Raw genomic sequence first — 20,876 nt, 5'->3', positions numbered from 1 at the left:
AAATAAAAGCACGTGTCGTTCGTCGGCATGGCGGGCGGACCCGCCACGGTGTCAGAGCAGAATTGTGGACAGACCCGGAATTCCGGCAATCAGCAGCAGGCCGATGACCATGGCTGCGAGATAGGGCCAGATGGCACCCATGGCTTCATCGGGCGAGACATTGCCGATCTTGCAGGCAATGTAGAAGCCGATGCCGATGGGCGGCGCCATCAGGCCGATATTCATGGCGACCACCACGACCATCGAATAATGGATGTCGTTGATGCCGAGCGTGCGGGCAATGGGGAACATGATCGGCGCGAGCAGAACAATTGCAGGCAGTCCTTCCAGCACGCAGCCGAGGATCATGAAGATCAGGATCGACACGATCATGTAGGTCATCCAGCCGCCCGGCAGGTCGGTTATCATCGCGGTCAATTCGAAGGCGAAACCGCTTTGCGTCAAACCCCAGGCCATGGCGGAGGCGCAGCCGAGGATCAGCAGGATCGCGCCCGAGAGCGCCGCTGTCTCCACCAGCATGGAGTAGAGTTTTTTCAGGCTGATCCCGCCATAAAGCACCGCGCCGATAATCATGGCATAGAGCACTGCAATGGTGGATACTTCGGTCGCCGTTGCCACACCGCCGCCCACAAGGCTGCGGATGAGGAAAGGCAGAACCAGAGCGGGTGCGGCAACCAGTGCCGCCTTGCCGACCAGCGGCCACGGAGTGCGTCTGGCGCCATCCATGTTTTCGTTGCGCGCTTTCCACCGTGCCAATACCGCCAGCACCAGAAGCAGCACCATGGCGATCATGAAGCCGGAGGTAAACAGGCCGGCAATCGACACGCCCGCTGCCGAACCGAGGACGATGAGAACGATGGACGGCGGAACGGTATCCGCCATGGCGGCGCCGGTGGCCAGCAGTGCGATCATTTCCTTGGGTTTGTGGCCGCGTCGCTTCATTTCCGGAAACAGCGCAGGTGCGACCGTTGCCATATCTGAAACCTTGGAGCCGGAAATGCCCGAGACCAGAAACAGCGAACCGAGCAGAACATAGGACATGCCCGCGCGGATGTGGCCGAACATCGAGGACAGCAGTTCGACGATCGCCTTGCCCATGCCGGTTGCGTCAAGGACGCAGCCCAGCAGCACGAATACCGGCACCGACAGCAGAATGATGCCCGACATTCCTTCATCCATGCGCCCGACCATAACGATCATCGGAACCCAGGTGGTGAAAGTCAGATAGGACAATGTTCCAAGGCCGAAACAGAAGGCAATGGGCACGCCGAGCGCCAGAAACACCGCCACGAACAGGCCGAGGAAGATCGCCAGGTTAAAATTGCCAAAGGATTCCAGTGTGGGCGACGCCAGAAACAGCAGGCCGGCAGCCACCGCAACCGTGACGATAGCAGCGACGATGTCCCGCAGCCTTTCCCTCCGGAAGAGGTTGTTCATGACCAGGAGCAACATCAGGGAGGCGCCGAATGGCAGGGCTGCGGCGCGGAAAGTCATGGGAATGTTCAGCGCCGCCGATGTGACGACCCATTCCTCGATGGCGTATTCGATTGCGGGCTTGATGATAGCCGCAAGAAATGTCGCCACCAGCACCAGCGCCAAAGAATTGATGTAACCCAGAAAACGCTGCGGAAACATGTTGAGGAACAGCGTCAGGCGCAGGTGCTCGCTACGGTCGATGGCAATGGCCGCACCCAGCATGGCAAACCACAGGAAGCACAACGACGCCGTTTCATCGATCCAGACAATCGGCAGATGCAAGGCATAACGTGATGTCACGCCGAGCAGAAGCAGGCCGATCATCAGCGCCAAAAGAATGGCTGCCATGGCCTCGACCGGCCGCATGAACCACGAGCCAGTTACCGGCTCCGTGTGCAGTAGCTCGCCGTCGAGCACAAAGACGTCGTCATTCGCGTTTGCGGTCATGGTCATTGGGGCCTCCTCTCCCGCAGAACAACCTTCGCAATGGATGGTGGTCAGCAAGGCAGAATGTCCGGGCCCCAGCCACGATCATGGCCGGCATCAGGATATATCTGTCATCGCAAGACCGGCCAGACCCCTCCAAAAGTCTGAGCGTATCGGTATATCGCCTCCACGATATGGACCGTTACAAAACCATACGTTCGGGATACACAGGAAGAATGATAAAATCAATAGTAAAAGGCCGCAATTACGCAGTTTTAGACTCGCGTATAGAGGTCCATATAGTGGATCCTACTTTGGCCCATTCGAGCTTGTGCCTGTGCGATGATCCGGGCGACAGCCGCCATCCTGCCTGAAGTGAACATCGTCGTCATCGAATGATCCCTCGATGCTCCCTGGGGCCGGGCCGCAACGCGACCCGCGCCTCAAATGTCCTTTGCGAGCCGCAGGGCGTCGTAGATCGCCGCATGGGTGTTGCGCGCCGCGACGGCATCGCCGATGCGGAACAACCGATATGTGCCTGTCGGATTGCGCGCGACGGTCTGAGCCTCTCCGGCGAGCAGCGCGTCATAGGAAACCTCCCCGAGATTTGTCGAGCCGGGCTTAAGTTCGAAATACAGTTCGTCCAGCGGGACTGTTCCGTGATTGACGACGATCTGGTCGACGGTGCGCTGTCTGGAAATGCCGCCATAGTCGCTGCCGACGTGGGCGACGATCTGGTTGCCGCTTCTTTCGGCTGCTTCCAGCCGGTAAGTGACGGTGAATGTGGCGTCGAGCTTTTGCAGCGAGCGCATATAGGGAACGAGATTCATGGCCATGACTTCAGGGGCGAAGGAGCGATCCGGTGTCATGATTTCCACCTTGCCGCCAGCCTTGGCGATGAGCTCGGCCGCCTGAAGGCCGGCATGGTCTCCCGCGTCGTCATAGACGAGAACATTGGCACCCGGCCTGACGTCTCCGGAAATAATATCCCACGCGGAGACGACCAGTTCGTTGCCCTTAGACAGCACCTCGGTATGCGGCAGTCCGCCTGTGGCGATGATCACCACATCGGGTTTTTGCGAGAGAACCGTGTCCGCTTCCGCCCAGCTGTTGAAGTGGAAGACGACGCCGAGCTTTTCGCACTGGCTCATGCGCCAGTCGATGATGCCGGTCATTTCCCGGCGGCGTTCGCTCTGCGCGGTGAGGCGAATCTGCCCGCCCGGATGGCTGGCTGCCTCGAAGACCACGACCGTATGGCCGCGTTCGGCACAGACCCTTGCGGCTTCGAGGCCTCCCGGCCCGGCGCCGACGATAACCACCTTCAGGCTTTTCGCGGCCCTGGTGATGGCGTGCGGCATGGTTTCCTCGCGGCCGGTTGCCGGATTGTGAATGCAGAAGGCAAGGCCGCCCTGATAGATGCGGTCGAGACAGTAATTAGCGCCGACGCAGGGACGGATATCGTCCTCCCGCTTTTCCATGATCTTGCGCACAATATGCGGATCGGTCATGTGCGCGCGGGTCATGCCGACCATGTCCACCTTGCCGGTGGCGATGGCATGCCGGGCTGTGGCAACGTCCTGAATTTTGGCGGCATGGAAGGTCGGGAAACGTGTCGCTGCACGGATTTCCCCGGCAAAATCGAGGTGCGGCGCACTTGCCATGCCCTGAATCGGAATAACGTCGGTCAGGCCGGGATCGGTATCGATATGCCCCCTGATGACGTTGAGATAATCGATCAGACCGCTTTCTTTCAGCAGTCTGGAGATTTCGAGGCCTTCTGCCTTTCCGGTGCCACCCTCCAGACATTCATCGGCGGTGTAACGAACACCGAGGATGAAGTCCTCACCCACGCGCCTGCGTATCGCCCGGAAAACGTCGAGGCAGAAACGCATGCGGTTTTCAAGCGAGCCACCATAGGGGCCATCCAGCTCGTTGGTCAGCGGGGAGGCGAACTGATCGATGAGATGACCATAGGCCTCCAGCTCCACCCCGTCCATGCCGCCAGCCTTCATACGCTCGGCGGCGTCGGCGAAATCCTTGATGACACGCTCAATATCCCAATCCTCGATTTTTTTCGGAAAGGCGCGATGAGCGGCTTCCCGCTGGTGTGAAGGTGCGAGCACCGGCAGCCAGTCACCCTTGTCCCACCGGGTGCGCCGGCCAAGATGAGTGAGCTGGATCATGATTGCCGACCCCGCCTCGTGGACGGCGTCGGTCATTTCCCTGATCCACGGAACGATTTCATCCTTGTACGCGAGCAAATTGTTGAAGACGGGAGGGCTGTCTTTCGAAACGGCGGCTGAGCCTGCGGTCATCGTCAACGCCACGCCGCCTTTCGCACGCTCGACGGTATAGGCGCGATAACGCCCTTTCGGCATGCCGTCTTCCGGATAAGCGGGCTCATGCGACGTCACGATGATACGGTTGCGCAGCGTCAGGTGCTTCAGCTGATAGGGTTGAAGAAGGGGATCGTTCGACATGGGCCTGCTCCAAGGGGGGGTATGGTGCGAGGCTAAGAGAAAATGTACATATGTGTCAATTAACAAAACACCAGTGTCTATAAGTTAGACAAGAGTGTACGCCTCGCCTTGTCGCGCAGGGACTGATTTGGTACTCAACTGTCATGGACGCGACATTAAACGAAACCGGTTGGCGTGGATCGCAGGAGGGTTGGCTTGAGGCCGCCTACGAGTCCCTGCTGGAATCGGGGGTGGATTCCGTCAAGATTTTGCCGTTGGCGAAGAAGCTCAATCTCTCGCGCACCAGCTTTTACTGGTTCTTCAAGGATCGGGAGGAGTTGCTGGCGGCGCTTTTGTCCCGCTGGCGCGACAAGAACACGGGAAGCATCCTCAGGCAATCGGAGGCCTACGCGGAAACCTTGGCCGAGGCGATGCTGAACGTCTTCGATTGCTGGCTGGATCCCTCGCTTTTTGACAGCAAATTCGAATTCGCGGTGCGCAGCTGGGCGCTGCAGTCCGATGATACCCTTGCCGAGGTTCGCAAGGCGGATGCTGTGAGAATGGAGGCGCTTTCGCGCATGTTCGTCCGTTTCGGCCATCCCGAAAATACTGCGGATGTGCGCGCCCGCACCACTTATCTTGTGCAGATCGGCTACATTTCCATGCAGGCCGAGGAAGATGTGGCAGTGCGGATGAAGAGAATTGCGGATTACATCGCCATCTATACCGGCGAGGTGCCGCAACAACGGGAGCTTGATCGTTTTTATGCGAGGCACGGATACAGGCCAGGCCCCGGGGCCTGACCCCTGCGTGCGGATGTCGACAAGCGCGGACAACCCTCGGGACAGCGATAAGTGGCGCGGCCAACGCCTTCGATGCCAGTCGGATTACGCCGTTTGGGATGGTACAAGAAGAAGGGGCGGCCGGGCTGCAATCTATCTGCAACATTCACCAATCAGTGGTGGGGATGGCAAGAGCTCATCTTTGGGGGAAAGTCATTGCGAATCCTGCTTCTCGAGGACGAACCCGAAATGGCGCGTGCGCTGCTCGAAGCCTTGCGCCGGCGCGATGTGCTTGCCGATCATGTCAGTACCATCAGCGATGCCGATGTCCTTGCGCGTGACGGCTCCTACGATGTGCTTGTCCTAGATCGCCGCCTGCCCGATGGTGAGGGGCTGAACCTTGTATCGGCGCTTCGCCGCAGCAAACATTCCGTACCGATCCTTGTCCTGACGGCGCTTGGAAGTGTCGATCACCGCGTTGACGGGCTGGATGCCGGCGCGGATGACTATCTCGCCAAGCCTTTTGCGATAGAGGAACTGCTCGCCCGCCTCAGGGCCCTTCACAGGCGCGGCCCTTCCATTTCCGACAGATATGCGATTTTCGGAAATCTGAGCATTGATCAAAGAAGCAATGAAGTCAGCGTTGCCGGCTCCATCCTCGAGTTGCGACGTCGGGAATATCTGGCGCTCGAAGCCCTGATGCGGCGCCCGAACCGTATCGTGACGCGGTCCAACCTGATCGAGGCGGTTTATACGCTCGACGACGAGATCGAGTCCAATGCGCTCGATGCCCACATCTCCCGTATCAGGAAGAAGCTGGCGCAGGCGGGAGCCGCGGTGGAGATTAGAGCCGTGCGCAATATCGGTTATCTCATTCGGGCAAAGTCATGAGTTCGCAGCACAACCAATCCCTGCGTTGGGGGCTGATGAAGCGCCTTCTCGTCCTGCAGGCTTTCTTGCTCGTTCTCTTCGTCGTTCTTCTCGTTGGCTGGATCTGGACCATCGATCCAAGGCTGGAAGGCGCCAATGAAGAGGCTGTGCGCACCATTGCGGAAAGCGTGACAAAGGATGGGCAGGGGCGGACACAGGTGTCGGCTACACCCGATCTGGAGGCGCTGAAACAGCGCTATCGCAACCTCTGGTTCATGGTGCGGGACGCGGAAGGAATCGTCCTTCGATATGGAGATATCCCCACTTCCGTCGTGACGGGCGCATTTCCTTTGGGCATCGAAAGGGCGCGTCTGGAGGCTGGGGAAACAGTCCGGGCCACGATGGAGAACCGCGATACGCCCGCCGGACGGCTGCAGTTTATTGCCGGGACGGAAAAAGGTCTCGCGAATGATGGCGTGAATATCTGGATCAACATACAGCTGGATCTGGAAAAGGATGCGGATGGTGCCATTCGCTGGTTGACCGTGCTGCCGGGAATTGGGTTCATCATTCTTGTGGCTGTGGTGCCCATGTTGCTGCTGACGGGTATTGCGACGTTGCTGGTGACCCCACGTGCGGTCGGCCGTTCACTGAGTGGCCTCATGGAAACGGTCACCCAAGCGCAGTCGATCAATTTTGAGAACCGGTCCGCCCGTATCGCTCGCTCGAAGGTGCCGAGTGAAATCATTCCGCTGGTGGATGCCTTCAATGTTGCCCTCTCGAAACTGGACGAGGGCTATAATCGCCGCAACCGCTTCCTGGCCGACGCCGCCCATGAACTGAGGACGCCGATTGCGATCGTGCGCGTCCGCGCCGATCTTCTTCCCGATGACGCGCTGAGCCGGCAGCTGCGGGCGGATATCGACCGGCTTACCCGCGTCGCACACCAGCTTCTCGAAATGCAGGCGGTGGGCGCGGTAGACCTGCCTGCGGAAGAGCAGGATTTGAATGTTCTCGTCGAACGCATCGCGACCGATCTTGCCCCGATTGCGATGGATGCCGGTTACGAGTTCGATTTCGAGCCGAGCGAAAAAGAAGCCCTGCTGACGGTCCAGACGTCGATCATTGAGATGGCGGTCGTCAACCTCATCCGCAATGCCATCGATCACGGCGGCGGCAGGGGCGCCATTGTCGTCCGGGTGGGTGCAGCAGGAACCATAGATGTCTGCGATGAAGGTCCAGGCATACCCGTTGACGAACGCGAGCAGGTGTTCGAACCGTTCCATCGCATCAACACCAGCTCCTCCGGTGCCGGCCTTGGCCTCAATCTCGTGCAGAAAGCGGCTGAGCTGCATGGGGGCAGGGTGCTGTTCCTCGACCTTGATCCCGGCTTCTGCGTTCGGCTGGAGATCCGCTCCGTCACGCCAGGGAGCGGTGCGGGGCCATGAATCGCCTCCGGGAAGTCCGGACTCTTGAAGTTCTTAAAATAAGATTAAAGAAATAGGTATAAGCACATGAAAAATAACAATTATATTTAAATAAAAAAGGCGCGTGTAATCCAGGCGCAATTCTCGCGCGGAAAATGCCCGTATCTGCTGCGCTCATTCGCACAGGAGACCATGGGAGCCGGTTTCCGGTTCTTCAACGCGAACGGAAACCCTGGCGCCTCAGATTGAGACGCCCCTGGTTTCGTCTGGAGTCATTCATGTCGTTCATTGCAAAATCGCTTGTTGCCATCAGTATTATGGCGGCACCGAGCGCCTATTCCGCTGATCTTGCCAACTACAATGCGCAGCAATTCGATTATAGCAGTCCGCCAGCCTTTTCCTGGGATGGGGCTTATATCGGCGCACATGGCGGCGTCGCCTCACCAAAAGTCAATCCTCTGGCCAGTGGCCGTGGTCTGACGGGTGGCGTACAGGCCGGTTACAATTTCCAGTTCGGCTCCGGTGTCGTCGGGGCGGAGCTGGAGGGCTCGTATCTCGGCAACGAGGCGCGGGTGCCGAATGGCCGCCTGAGAGAGCGTTTTCGTGGCGCCGCCAAGCTAAAGGCCGGTGTGGCGCTTGATCGTACCCTTCTTTACGGCACCGCAGGTCTGACCACGACGAAATTCAAGGATGGAAACGGCGTTACCGGACCGGATGACTGGAAGCGGGGCTATCTCGTGGGAGCGGGTGTCGAACAGAGTTTCGGCGGCGGCCTGTCGGCCAAGTTTGAATATAACTACGTGAACACGGGAAATGTATCGACGACGACCTCCAGCGGCAGATCGAAGACGGATGTCAGCGATCACGTCGTCAAGGCGGGCCTGAACTATCGTTTCTGATCCGCTGACATGTGCCCCAGAAGCATAAGACCGCCGCTTTCGGGTCGAAGCGGCGGTAAGGGGAAATGGCTCGAACGGCGAGGGGGCCGTAAGAGGTTCATTCGCATTCGAGTGAGGGTTGCCGGAAGCTCGTTACATACCAGTCGTTACCGGAACCGCGGGTGTAGAAAGTGTAGTAGCAATCGATGCGCTCGACATAACCAGGCGTTTCGGACACTTCGTAACGCTCGCCATGCCGCGTCGAGCGGACCTCGCCGCTTGATGATCCGGCCACAACCTGCGTCTTGTTCTTGCGCCACTGATAGGCCTGCTGGCCGGGGCCGAGGCTATAGACATTGTCAGGCGGCCCATAGTCCAGCATCACGCTGGTGATGGGTGCGCCGACATAAGTTTTCATCACGGTTGATGCGCAGGCTGTGAGCAAGAGCGATGTGGCGGCGATGAGGGTGATTGCTGGCGGGACTGCAAGTGATGACCTGTCGGACATGGGAATTCCTTTCAGCTGCGGTAAATTTCAGCAGGGATAGGAACAGGTCATTGCAGGTACATTACACTAGCAGACGGCGCGATGGACGGTCGTCTCGACGGGCCCGTGCTTCAGCGGGGCGCACCTGAACGGAATTTCGGCTTTGGTGCGCTGACAGGCTGTTGTTGACTGTGATGATACTGCTCTACAGCACCAGGGCTACGGGCAGGTTTGACCGCCCTGACACTGGCCGCCGGAGCCAGTATCAGCTTCCATCCGAGAGCCAGCCAGCCTTTTCAGGCAGACGAGTTAGCGGCTGCGGGCGTTCCGAAGCTGGGCGAGGGTTGCCAGCGTATTGCCGCTGATGGACGTTTTGCCATTGCCGAACAAGTCGAGACGGGGATCGGAAGGTGAATTGTTCATTTCATACCTCAGCAAAAAGCGGTCAATCAGCTTGTCGATCTTGCCGGCGTCCTGCAGGTCCCTCATCTTCAGTTTCTTTTCGATCATCTTTGCCTGCATCTCGACCTTGGAATTCGCGGTTTCCGCGGGAATTCCAAGGGCGGTGCGGGTGAATTCCGAAAGCGCATTGTCAGCCAGTATGTCGTAGGCATTGGAAATGCCGCCGGCCATCCGCTTGAAATAGAGAGCAAGACGAAAACCGGCGTTTTCTTCTCCCGCCCTTTCCTCCAGCGTCTGCCGAACGTATTTGTCACGCGTTTCCATCAGGCCGCGGTTGTTCTGGACATGCTGGCTGGCTGTCGCGCGAATATTCCCCTTGGTGTCGAAGTTGAAGGAACCGGCAAGCGCGCGAAAGCGGGGATCCTTTTCGGTGTTGGCGAAGCTTTTCGGGTCCTTGAGGTCGGATTTGAATATCTTTTTCAGATAATCGGTGCTGACCGATTTGGGGTCGATGCGTTCGGCAACAAGCATGCAATCCACCAGACGGCGATCGGCAAGCAACTGATCAACGGTTTCCAACGTCTCCATCTGCTGGCGGTAATAGGCGGCCTCCGTCTTTGCCTTTTCCTTTATCTTGTCTTTGCTGTTTTTCTGGCGATAGGCGGCGAGTTCCTCATCCTGCTTGCCTGTTGCCTCCCTGCTCTTCGAGGCCGTGTTCCATCGGGTCATTTCGAGAACGTAGTTCCGGGAGATACGGGTAATCTCGTTTTCGGCCTGGGCCAGCCGTGGCGAGCCAATCCTGCCTTCGGCATCAAAATTATAGGCTTTCGCCAGTCGAACGAATCTTTCGTCTTTGAGGCTGCGGACATAACTTTTCGGGTCCGACAGGTCACTGGTGAAGACCTTCTTCAACTTGAACGTGGAAACCTCTTCGGGGCTGATGTTGAATGCCTTCAGCGCGAAATTGCGAATGGTAACGGCTGCCGGTGCAGCGGAGAGGAAGTCCTCCAGGTTTTTCGTCAGGCCGATATAGCGTTTGTAGTCCTTGATCGTCTTTTGGTCCGCCGCCTCCTGTGCGTCGTCGTAGCGGCTAAAATAAAGTGTCATCATCGTACTGAGCTGGGCGGCGGTCTGGATCGTCTTTCCGGCAGCGATCTTGCCTTCCCCGTCGAAATTGAACGCTCTCGCAAGATCGATGAAGCCTTTGTCCTTCTCGGTGTGAAGCGCGCTTTGCGGATCGTCGGGATTTTCGCGAAGCGCCCACTGGATTTTCTTGTCGGTATCGGTGTCGTCCCTGAGGTTGAAGGCGACGATCAACATCGTTCTAAGACGGGAATTGGATATGAGTTGTCCGGCATCGATAATCTCGTCCATCTTTTGCGCGAAGAAGTCGCGATTGAGAACTGCGCCGGTCTGCGTCAGGCGAGGATACGATAAAACATAGGTTTCGTTGATCAGCCGCTTCTGGGTTGCCGTCTGCGCTTTCGTGCCGTCATCCACGAAACCGTCATCGCGGAAATTAAACGCTGCCGCCATTTCGAAGAGCTTGTGTGCATTGGCGATGCGCTTGTTGTACTGGCCGAGCAGATAATCGATTTTGGCCAGCGACGCCTTATCGGCGGAGGGGACTTTTGCGCGTTCGATGCGCAGATCGGCGGTCTTTGCCTGCCATTCCTCGACCAGAGGTTTGTAGGTTCTGTTGACGTAACTGTCGGCGCTGCTGATATCGCTGGTCAGAACATCCCGCAGATGTTTGTAGTTGAAGGCTTCGGCGTCGATGCCGAAGGATTTGAAAACATAGTCCCGCAACCGCGTGTTTTTGAAGATGTCATCCACATGGCCGACCGTGTCGATGACGATGTTGTAATACCGCGTTTCCTCCTTCAGTTCGTCGTCTCGTTGTTTGTGTGCATCGTGATAGGCGGCAACCAGTCGGTCCTGCTGGGTTTGCGTTTGAACCGTTTTTTCCGATTTGATAGTGCCGAAATCAAACGCCGCCGCAAAGTCGCGGTAGCGGGTGTCCTTCAGCTTGTTGGCGAAACTGTTCGGGTCGTTGAGATTGCTTTCCAGCACCTTCTTCATGAAGGCGGCGGCGTAGGTCATCTCGCCGAGGCCATAGGCCTTAATGGCGTAGGAATATAGCCTGTGGTCCTTCAGAAACTCATAGAGATTTTTGATCTTGCCAATATTGTCGGCGTAATATTTGGCGTCGCGCGATACGATCGGATCGTTTGCGACGCGTTTCAGTGACGATGCCAGGTCGCGATTATAGAGGGTGTAAGTTGTATATGCGGGCAGCACCCCAAGCCTCCGGACAATATTCAATTGTGAAAACTGTCAATATTGTCTCGGATATAACTTGCGTGTGGCTGTATTTATTTAATTTATACTTCATATAATTCTTTAGTGTTTAATTTATAAAATATTGATTCATTTAGTTCTTTTGTTCGTAGCGGTGTCGGTACAATACATCGTCGCTGGAAGTGGTAGAAAAATCGGCGGTTTATCCAAAGCAGGGGAACAGGAGCGCGCGCCCGGATCGGGGCGCAACGACATGTCGAAATCTCCGCGGGGACAGTCCTGCGCGTTGGGTTATCCATCGCGTGCTTGGCCGCAAGGCAGGAGCGGCTGCGTTATGGATTGCTGCGGGAAACCGGCGCAATGGCGGCCATTTGCTGCAATGCCCGCTCGTTCGTGCGCTTTGCCCGTGCAAGCGCATCGTCTCGATCCTCCGGCAGCGTGTAGGTCATATAGGAGAGGGAGGTTTCGAGATCGTTGTTGTTATGCCCGAGAATGGCGGCGAAATAGCTGTTCTTGGTCACGTGGGGAGGTGCGAAATTATGATAGGCCACCTCCGCATAGAGATGCCGAAGACCATAGGGCTTGGGAAGCTCCTCCTTCGGCCAGAGATCTTCGAACAGGTTAAAAACCGTGTCCCTGAGCAGCAGGCGCGTCTCCGATGAAAAATCATCGATCGACATGCCGTGCCACAATTTTCCCTGCCCGCTTTCGCGCAGGCGCTTGTAGGCGGCAAGAATGGTTTCCGAGCGGGCAAGCACCGGGATCTCATAGGTCACACCGTACTTCGTTCCCTCGCCCTGTTTTGTCTTGGCCTGGCCGTTGAACAGGACGCTCCATTTGGAAATGCCCTTGCCATAGGGAGCAGGCGAAAATTCCGCCTGGGTAAAGACTTCGTAGGGTCGGCGTCCGGTCATGCCGATCAGGCCGATGCCGATCATCAGGGGATCGGCTGACAGGAGTTTGTCGGCACAGATCTTCAGAACCTGGCGGTAATTCTCGAAGGTGATCAGCGCGCCGTGCTTTCTGGCGATCTTCTCCATCTTCACCCGTCGCGCATCGTCATACATCGCAGCGTCGCCGGTGGCGATTTTCAGCATCGGGTGATCGTCGCCAAACGCCTCGCGGATGGCGTTGCGATATTTGGTGATGTAGGAGATGATCGTTGTCTGGGCTCTGCCCTTCATGGTGCTGATTTCAGCATTCCACAGGGTCTGCATCTCTTCTTTCGTGCCCATGCCGTTCATCGCAGAAATGAAATCCGCGATGCGCAGAAGAACGGTGGGTTTGCGGCCGGCTGTATTAAATTCCGCGCGTTCGATTTTCTCGACGATCGAGGTTGCTACGCCCGTTTTCGGATAGTCGGCACGTTCGATGTAGGTTTTCAGCCGCTCGCGCAGTTTTTTCATGTTGCAAATGGCAAGCGGCGTGCTCTTGGGACCGAATTCGGCCTTCAAGGCGTTACGGTACTTCATGATGTAAAGTTCGAGAGTCTTTTCGGTGCGCCCATTGTCGAAATGGTAGCGGACCTCGGCGTCCCACAGATCGCGGATCTTTCTGTTGCGCGAGGCGTCGTCGTTTTTCATCGCCTCTTTGACCTGTGCGACAAAGTGGTCGATGCGTTCCACCAGGACCGGCGTTTTTGTTTTTCGTTTTGAGGAAAGCATGCGGCGGCTCCCTGAACCGGTCCGGATATATAAATCGATGGTTTGCGATCAACAGCAGCAGGGTTGCAGAAATAGATCAACATCCACTGCAGTCCGGTTCTTTTGAATAATAGTTTAGGCGATTCCGCAAGCGCGATGCGGAAAAGCGTCGGCGGTCCATTCGCCGCCAAGGATTGTCGAGGGCTCCTGTCGTAGCCCGGGTCAAGGTGGTGAGTGAGACGCCGTTATTTCGACAGCCGGGTCTTCAGCGACGTCACGATACGCTTGGCCAACCCTTCATAATCCTCGTCAAAGTGGTGGCCGCCCTCGATGCCGACCGCCTCCACGCCCTTGGCTTTCAGGCCGGGGCAGGGGTCTTCGTCTTCTTCTTCCGTGCCATATATGCATTGCACCAGCTTCGGATCGATCTTCGCGATGTCATCGACCGTTTTGCCGCCCTTGCCTTCGCCGGCCACGCCAAGCCAGCCTTCGACGGAAATTTCGAAATCCACTTCGGTGGAAAGACCCATCAGGGTCAGCTGCACGACATGCGATTTGTCGCGGTCGGGCAGCAGATTATAGGTGGCGGGGATAATATCGGCACCGAAGGAATAGCCGATCAACACCACATTGCGGACTTTCCATTCCTTGCGATAGGTATCGATGATGCGGCCGAGATCGCTTGCGACCTCCTGTGGTTTCTTTTCCTTCCAGAAATAGCGGAGTGAATCGACGCCGATGACGGGTATGCCTTCCTTCTGGAAGGCGCCGCCCACTTCTTCGTCAAGATCGCGCCAGCCGCCGTCGCCGGAATAGATCACCGCCATGGTGTCCATGACAGGGCTGGTTTCCAGAACCTTGATCGGCAGGCCGAGCGGACTGTCGGTGTCGCCTGCGGCGTCGACCTGGTCGGAGAGGGTCTGGGTCAGAACCTCGTCCGCCTTGTCATCCACATCCGTCACGTCGATATCGGGATGCAGCTTCACGAGCGCGTTGACGTGGTCGCGGCCCTTCTGATCCGCAGCAGAGGTGAACAGCACGCTGACGGGGGCAGGAAGGGGACCGTCGGTCAGACCATAAACGGTTTCGCCATCCACTTTATCTTTGGTGGCGGGGGTACAGAGGATCTTCTCGAGAGGCAGGCCGGCCTTGGGGTCCACGGCGATGGCCTCCCGCACGGTGGAGACAGGGCTCTGCGCAATCATCGCCAGCGCCAGCGTTCCGCCCTTGCCGATGCCGGAAAGGATGGGCTGGCGATAGCTGCTGGTGCCGGCGGTGCGCTGGATCTGCTGCGAGAGTGACTCGATGTCCGAGATCATATAGATGCACTCGTCATCGTCGGCCTCGAGCGCCTTCAGATATTCCTTGAAGTCGATGCCGACCACGGCGGCGCCCTTTTCCACCAGCGCCTTGGCGCGGGTCTCATCGGCCGCCGACCATCCGTCCGCATCGGAAATCAGGAAGACGCTGGCGAGGATGTCGCCATCAGGCACCATGATGTGCCCGGTGGGGATCATGCCGGTTTCGTATGCGGGCTTGTCCTCAGCAAAAACGGCGCCAGAAACGAACAAGGGGGATGCAAACAGGGCGGAGGCGGCCAGAACTGCTTTGAGCATGCTGAATCTTCTCATTTTCCGATCACTCCTCTGACACCGCCGCTGATCAGAACCGTCGCATCCATCAGCGCCAGAGCGGCATCTGCACCGTTCTGTACGGCGAGGTAACGCGGTTCCCATTTCGGGTGGAACTTGGCCTTGAAGGCGCGAAGCCCCTTGAAGTTGTAGAATCGTTCACCGTGTTCGAACAGTGTGCTGCCGATCCGGTCCCAGACGGGCGCCGCGTCGCGTTTAGACATGCCGGACATGGGCGCCATGCCGAGATTGAAGCTCTCGTAACCGGCCTCGCGCAGATATTGCATGATGCTGACGAAGAGAAAGTCCATCGAGCCGCGCGGCGCATCCGGGGAAAAGCGCATGAGATCGACGGTGGCTTCCTTTTTCGTATCCGTCACCATCAGATTGGCGAAGGCGGTGATCTTTCCATCCTTGCGCAGCACGGCAACGGGTTGCGACAGAATGTAGTCCGGCTCGAAAGCACCGAGCGAAAAGCGTTTTTCGCGGGTGTTATGGTGGGCGAGCCAGCCGTCGGAAACCTGTTTCAGCTCTTCCAGAACATCCTGCACCTGGGTCTTTTCGATGACCTCGAAGGTCAGCCCGTCGCGCGCGCCGCGGCTCAGCGACTGGCGAAGATTGGCAAGCTTGCCACCTTTGAGTTCGAATGCGGTGAGATCGACCAGGGCCAGTTCGCCCAGCTTGAAGGCGCGCAGACCCGCATCGGCGCAATGGGACAGCAGGAAGGGCGAAATCTGATAGAAGGCGGCACGTGCGCCAGCGGCACGGGCTCCTTCGACGAATTGCCACACGAGGTCAGGGAAATCATCTTCATCGCCGACCGGATCGGCAAACGCGATCCATGAGCGGCCCTGAATGCCGTACATGATGAAGGCATTGCCGCTTTCGGAAAACATCACGTGCTTGTCGCCCATGCGCACCAGATTGGCATCGGCCGCATCCTGCTTCATGACAATGTCTGTAGCACTTGCGATATCTTCGGCCTTGATGGCATCCGGGCGGAAGGCTACCGGCCTCATGAGGCTGAAGATGGCGATGGTGGAGGAGGCAAGCACGAGGCCTAAAAGGGCGCGCAGTCCGCGTGGCGCTTCCTCGGAGAATTCGAACTGCCACCAGAGCGTATGGCTGTAATCGGTATCGCGATAGACGAAGAGAAGGATGGTGGCCGCGCCGGCGACGATGACGGCCATGGCCGCGAGCCAGCTTGGCCCGAGCGCCTGTTTGACCAGAGAAGCGTGACGGTTGAAGCTGCGCATGTTGGCGGCGAGCGCGACGATGAACAAGCCGAGAAAGATCGCTTCGAAAACCGCGATCGCCTTGAGAAGCGAGAGAATGAGCGCCAGAGATGCCGCAACGAGGGCGATCCACCATGCGCCATCCAGTCTCTGCCCCAAGCCGCGGGAGGCGACGACGAGGCCAAGGCCGAGAATGCTGGTCAGAAAGTGAGCGGCCTCGATGATAGGCAACGGGACGAAGTTCGAGAGGAAATCCAGGTTGCTGCCCGGCGTCGGTGTCACGCTCGAGAAAATCAGCATGGTGCCGAGAATGATCGCGAATGTGGAGAGCAGCGGTGGCGCCAGCCGCACGGCAAGCTGGCTGATATCGGATACAACGGGCTTTGCCGCAAACTGCTTCATTTCCGAAACGATCATCACCAGAATGGCGACCACCAGCGGCAGCACGTGGTAAATGACGCGATAGAGAACGAGGCTTCCGAGCAGCTGATCAACGCTGATCGCATTGCCGAGACCGGCAACCATCACGGTTTCGAAGACCCCGAGGCCGGCGGGCACGTGGCTGAGAACGCCAAGCCCCACGGCCGTGGCATAGATCGCGAAGAAGGTCGGCCAGCCGAGATGCGTTTCCGGCAAGAGCACGTAAAGAACGGAAGCCGAAGCGGCGATGTCGAATGCAGACACCAGGAACTGCCGCGAAGACGTACGGCTGTCTGGAAGGCGCAGCCGCCATTTGCCGAGGCGTATCGCCCTGCCATTGCGCCCGATATAGGCCGTGGCCACGAGAATGGCGATGACGGCGAGCGCCGCGCCTCTCAGCACGAGCGGGTCGAAACCGATGATTGCGGCGATGCGGGGCGCGACGATGAAGGTTGAAAGCGCGCTCACCGACAAAAGCCCAAGGCCGAACGACAGCGTGACGAAGGCGATGACCCGTGCGATGTCTCCCGGGGAAAGCCCCAGCCGGGAATAGGCGCGGAAGCGGATGGCGCCGCCGCTCAGCGGCCCGAAGCCAGCGGTGTTGCCGATGGCATAGGCCGCGAAGGCCGTGACCGCCATTGACGGAAACCGCACTTTCTTGCCGACATATTCGATGGCATTGGCATCATAAAAAATCAGTGACAGGAAGCTCAGCGCGGTAAAGACGATAGCAAGAAGAACCGAGGAAAAAGACGTGTCGAGAAGGGCCGCAATCACATCGTCGTATCTTACTTCCGAGGTGAGACGATAAATTGCAAACGTCATCATCACGAAGATGAGCGTTATGGCCGCGGCCGTCAGGTAGGCACGGTTCCTGGCAAAAAAGCTTTCAACCGCGGAGTCGGCAATATCGGTCTCTGTAATTTCGCTCTTGTCTGCCATTTATCTTTTCCAGCGCCGTCCCGTCGGTTGGCGAACCACAGGATTGTGTCGCTAATTCGTTTCAGTTGCGGAAATTTGCTTAGCAGAAATGCGTGACGTGTCGATGTGAAGTTTGGACAGGTTTCCGGATGATTTTGCCAATTATATTCCGATGAATGCAACCACGAAATGTGCGATTTCCGAGTTTGATGAAAACGCGACGAAATTGATCGCGCCGGTTGCTTGGTGGCGGCATTTGATGCAACTACACGCTCCTTTGGATTGAAGGAGATACCAATGAACACGCCCACAAGAATAGTCGTTTCACTCGTCGTCGCGCTCGTGGCGGGCGCCGGATACATGGCGGTGGACAAGATGCGCGGTGCCGAATGGGTCGTTTCGCCGCAGCAGATTGCCGAGGCTAAGGCAAAGGGCCAGATGGGTTATGAATCGCAGCCGGGAACCGTAACCGTGCTGCCGATCCGCAGCGAGACGGCGGACGTGCTGCCGATGAAATGGGCCATGATCGGGCTGGTGGCCGGGCTTCTGACCTTCCGTGCGACCGGCAGGAAAAAAGCGGCAAAGGCCTGAAGGCCCGCCGCTTTCTGTCTCCGGCGCTTTGCGCCGGGGATGAAACTTTATTTTTGGCTCACGCGCCCCAGGTCTTTTCCAGCACCCGAATCCAGTTGCCGTGGCAGATTTTGGCAAGCGCCACGTCGTCATAACCGCTCTTGCGCATCGCTTCGACCAGCAATTGCAGATCGGCCGCATCCTTCATGGCGGCGGGTATGGTGGTGCCGTCGAAATCCGAACCGAGCGCCACGTGATCGATGCCGATGCGGTTCACGATGTAGTCCACATGGCGAACGAGTTCGTTGAGATCGGTATCCGGGTTCTTCACGCCGTCCTGACGCAGGAACAAGACACCAAAGTTGATGCCAGCGAGGCCACCCGTATCGCGGATGGCGTCCAGCTGACGATCCGTCAAGTTGCGGCTGTGGTTACAGATTGCGTAAGCGTTGGAGTGTGATGCCACCAGCGGTGCATCCGATATCCTGGCGATGTCCCAGAAACCCTGTTCGTTCATATGCGACAGGTCGACCAAGATCTTCAGTTCGTTGCAGGTCTTTATCAGCCGCTTGCCGGCATCCGTCAGGCCCGGGCCGATATCCGGTGTTGAGGGGAAACGGAAGGGAACGCCGTAGGCGAAGATGTTCGGGCGGCTCCAGACCGGTCCGAGTGTGCGCAGGCCCGCCTCGTGAAGAACGTGGAGGGCATCGAGATCAGCACCGATCGCTTCTGCGCCTTCGATATGGAAGACGGAGGCGAAGGCGCCCTCGGCCATGGCCTTGCGGATATCGGCGGCCGTGCGGCAGACCTTCAGCGCGCCCTTTGACTGCTTCTCGGCCCGGAACAAAAGGCCCGCCATGGCAAGCGTCGCCTTCAGCGCATCCGCCTCGGTGGGCGTCGGGTAGTCGCCGTTGGCGTCCTTATCCATGCTGGGCGAAGGTACATAGACGGCGCAGAGGCCACCGGCGAGGCCGCCTTTTTTTGCACGAGGCAGATCGATATGGCCGACGGTATCGCCTTCGATCAGAAGTGTTTCGGGAGAAGCGTTGCCCGATCGCCATAACCGCAAAAGCACATCATTGTGGCCGTCGAAGACGGGTACGGTTTTTTGATCAGTCATGGTCTCACCTTCGGAAATGGGATTGCGCGGACGCGCCTGCGGACAAGTTTTCGGAATTGGTAGAGGAAAGGTCAAGGCGGGAGCAAATGCAATCCGTGCATAGGCTCTGCCAAATTTGGAATTGGTCGGGCCTCGTTTGCTCGTGGTAATCGCGGGAAAACATAAAAAAAACGACTGGATTGGGGCAAACCCACCATTTTCCGAAAAATAAGGTCCGAAAGGGGATTTTCGATGATTTCAAGACGCAACCTGTTGATTGCCGGCGCCGCCGTTCCGTTCCTGTCCTATGCGCGCATCCCGGCCTTCGCCGCCACGCCGAAGGATATTCTGGTCGTTGCGCAGCAGCTGGACAACATGACGAGCCTTGACCCACATGAAGGTTTCGAGGCTGTCGGCGGTGAAATCATCTCCAACATGTATCAGAAGCTGGTGCGCGCCAACCGCGAGGATTCCACCAAGGTCGATCCCGTCATCGCCAAGTCGTGGGAAGCCGATGCGGACAGCAAGGTCTTCACCTTCACCATCGGCGACGACGCGACCTTCTCGAGCGGCGCCAAGGTCACGGCGGAAGACGTTGCCTTCTCGCTGCAGCGCGCCATCAAGATGAACAAGAGCCCGGCCTTCATCATAAGCCAGTTCGGCTTTGCGCCTGACAATGTCGAGACGACCATTGTTGCCGCCGACGAGAAGACGGTGAAGCTGACGACGGCGAGGCCGACCGCCATCTCCTTCCTGCTTTATTGCCTCTCGGCCAATATTGGCGCGATCGTCGAAAAGAAGGTGGTTCTTGCCAATGCTTCCGGTGAAGACCTCGGCAATGGCTGGCTGCAGAAGAACAGCGCCGGTTCCGGCGATTTCGTGCTGCAGGCCTGGAAACCCAGCGAAAGCGTCGCGCTCAACGTCAACCCGAACGGTCCCTACAAGGGCAACATCAAGCGTATCATCCTGCGCCACGTCACCGATCCGTCTTCCCAGCTGCTGATGCTGCAGAAGGGCGATATCGACATTGCCCGTGACCTGACCTCGGAGCAGCTGCGTACCGTCAAGGACGACGCCAATATCGAGCTGGAGCGCAAGTCCATCGCTTCGCTGGTGCTGATCTCGCTCAACCAGGGCAATGAGAACCTTGCGAAGCCGCAGGTCTGGCAAGCGATCAAGTGGGCGCTGGACTACAAGGGCATGCAGGAAAACATCGTGCCGCTGACGCACGAAATCCACCAGAGCTTCGAGCCGAAGGGCTTCCCCGGCGCCGTCAACGACATTCCGTTCCAGCGCGATGTCGAAAAGGCCAAGGCACTGATGGCCGAAGCCGGCCTTGCCGATGGTTTCGAAATCAGCATGGACCATTATTCCGCCCAGCCTTATCCGGATCTGGCGCAGGCCATCCAGGCAAACCTTGCCGATATCGGCATCAAGGTACGCCTGCAATCGGCCGAGAACCGCCAGGTTCTGACCAAGATGCGCGCCCGCGAACACCAGATGGCGCTGTCGGCCTGGGGCACGGATTATTTCGATCCGCATTCCAACGCCGATGTCTTCAACATCAACAAGGACAATGGCGACGACGCCAAGTCGAAGCCCTTCCTGTGGCGTTCGCGCTTCAAGAACGACGACTTTGCCGCCAAGGCGGAAGCCGCGCGTGACGAGAAGGATCCTGCAAAGCGCGTGGAGCTTTATGAAGCCCTGCAGCGCGAACACATGGAAAACAGCCCCTTCGTGTTCATGTTCCAGACCACCAAGACGGCAGCCTTCCGCAAGGGCGTTTCCGGTTTCGAACTCGGCGTTCTCTCTGAGGGCAATTCCTACCACGATGCGAAGAAAGCGTGAC

General features: G+C 57.9%; 14 protein-coding genes. 6 read left to right on the top strand and 8 right to left on the bottom strand.

What is annotated here, in order from left to right; translation table 11 throughout:
- Window positions 1–51: 51 nt before the first annotated feature.
- Together EYD00_RS10710 and EYD00_RS10705 are read right to left on the bottom strand one after the other, a co-directional pair.
- A complete protein-coding gene (locus EYD00_RS10710; protein ID WP_004443556.1) occupies window positions 52–1,929 on the bottom strand; it encodes a TRAP transporter large permease in 1,878 nt (625 codons plus the stop codon).
- Window positions 1,930–2,345: 416 nt separating this feature from the next.
- Window positions 2,346–4,382: an NADH:flavin oxidoreductase gene (locus EYD00_RS10705; protein WP_004443552.1), complete on the bottom strand. Its 2,037-nt coding sequence runs from the start codon at window positions 4,380–4,382 to the stop codon at window positions 2,346–2,348.
- Window positions 4,383–4,525: 143 nt separating this feature from the next.
- Between EYD00_RS10705 and EYD00_RS10700 the strand changes: the two genes are divergently transcribed.
- The 4 genes from EYD00_RS10700 to EYD00_RS10685 all read left to right on the top strand — a co-directional run bounded on the left by EYD00_RS10700 (window position 4,526) and on the right by EYD00_RS10685 (window position 8,339).
- Complete coding sequence (locus tag EYD00_RS10700) at window positions 4,526–5,164, top strand: TetR/AcrR family transcriptional regulator (RefSeq protein ID WP_004443549.1); 639 nt, start codon at window positions 4,526–4,528, stop codon at window positions 5,162–5,164.
- 195 nt (window positions 5,165–5,359) lie between these two features.
- On the top strand, window positions 5,360–6,034 hold the full coding sequence (locus EYD00_RS10695) for a response regulator transcription factor (RefSeq protein WP_034498660.1): 675 nt from the start codon (window positions 5,360–5,362) through the stop codon (window positions 6,032–6,034).
- 35 nt (window positions 6,035–6,069) lie between these two features.
- Complete coding sequence (locus EYD00_RS10690) at window positions 6,070–7,461, top strand: sensor histidine kinase (protein ID WP_182590434.1); 1,392 nt, start codon at window positions 6,070–6,072, stop codon at window positions 7,459–7,461.
- 257 nt (window positions 7,462–7,718) lie between these two features.
- Window positions 7,719–8,339, top strand: coding sequence for an outer membrane protein (locus EYD00_RS10685; protein ID WP_004443540.1), 621 nt, complete (start codon window positions 7,719–7,721; stop codon window positions 8,337–8,339).
- 97 nt (window positions 8,340–8,436) lie between these two features.
- Here EYD00_RS10685 and EYD00_RS10680 read toward each other — a convergent pair whose 3' ends face one another.
- From EYD00_RS10680 to mprF, 5 genes are all read right to left on the bottom strand, one after another.
- Entirely contained in the window at window positions 8,437–8,826 is a 390-nt protein-coding gene (locus EYD00_RS10680; RefSeq protein WP_004443537.1) for a hypothetical protein, read from the bottom strand.
- Between the two features lie 288 nt (window positions 8,827–9,114).
- Entirely contained in the window at window positions 9,115–11,508 is a 2,394-nt protein-coding gene (locus EYD00_RS10675; protein ID WP_034498663.1) for a DUF1217 domain-containing protein, read from the bottom strand.
- A gap of 332 nt (window positions 11,509–11,840) precedes the next feature.
- Entirely contained in the window at window positions 11,841–13,172 is a 1,332-nt protein-coding gene (telA, locus tag EYD00_RS10670) for a telomere resolvase TelA (protein WP_004443532.1), read from the bottom strand.
- Between the two features lie 224 nt (window positions 13,173–13,396).
- On the bottom strand, window positions 13,397–14,767 hold the full coding sequence (locus EYD00_RS10665) for a virulence factor (RefSeq protein WP_034498668.1): 1,371 nt from the start codon (window positions 14,765–14,767) through the stop codon (window positions 13,397–13,399).
- An 11-nt stretch (window positions 14,768–14,778) separates the two neighbouring features.
- Entirely contained in the window at window positions 14,779–17,379 is a 2,601-nt protein-coding gene (mprF, locus tag EYD00_RS10660) for a bifunctional lysylphosphatidylglycerol flippase/synthetase MprF (protein ID WP_004443529.1), read from the bottom strand.
- Window positions 17,380–17,655: 276 nt separating this feature from the next.
- On the opposite strand from mprF, the gene EYD00_RS10655 reads away from it, so the two are divergent.
- Entirely contained in the window at window positions 17,656–17,949 is a 294-nt protein-coding gene (locus tag EYD00_RS10655; protein ID WP_004443527.1) for a hypothetical protein, read from the top strand.
- 58 nt (window positions 17,950–18,007) lie between these two features.
- Here EYD00_RS10655 and EYD00_RS10650 read toward each other — a convergent pair whose 3' ends face one another.
- Window positions 18,008–19,048, bottom strand: coding sequence for a dipeptidase (locus EYD00_RS10650; protein WP_004443525.1), 1,041 nt, complete (start codon window positions 19,046–19,048; stop codon window positions 18,008–18,010).
- Between the two features lie 231 nt (window positions 19,049–19,279).
- On the opposite strand from EYD00_RS10650, the gene EYD00_RS10645 reads away from it, so the two are divergent.
- Window positions 19,280–20,875, top strand: a complete 1,596-nt coding sequence (locus EYD00_RS10645) for an ABC transporter substrate-binding protein (RefSeq protein WP_004443523.1) — start codon at window positions 19,280–19,282, stop codon at window positions 20,873–20,875.
- Window position 20,876: the final 1 nt, after the last annotated feature.

The organism is Agrobacterium sp. 33MFTa1.1 (assembly GCF_004328495.1).
GTDB classification, from domain to species: Bacteria; Pseudomonadota; Alphaproteobacteria; order Rhizobiales; family Rhizobiaceae; genus Agrobacterium; species Agrobacterium pusense.
Note: the sequence above shows the minus strand (reverse complement) of the source record. Positions and strands in the feature narration are given on the sequence as shown.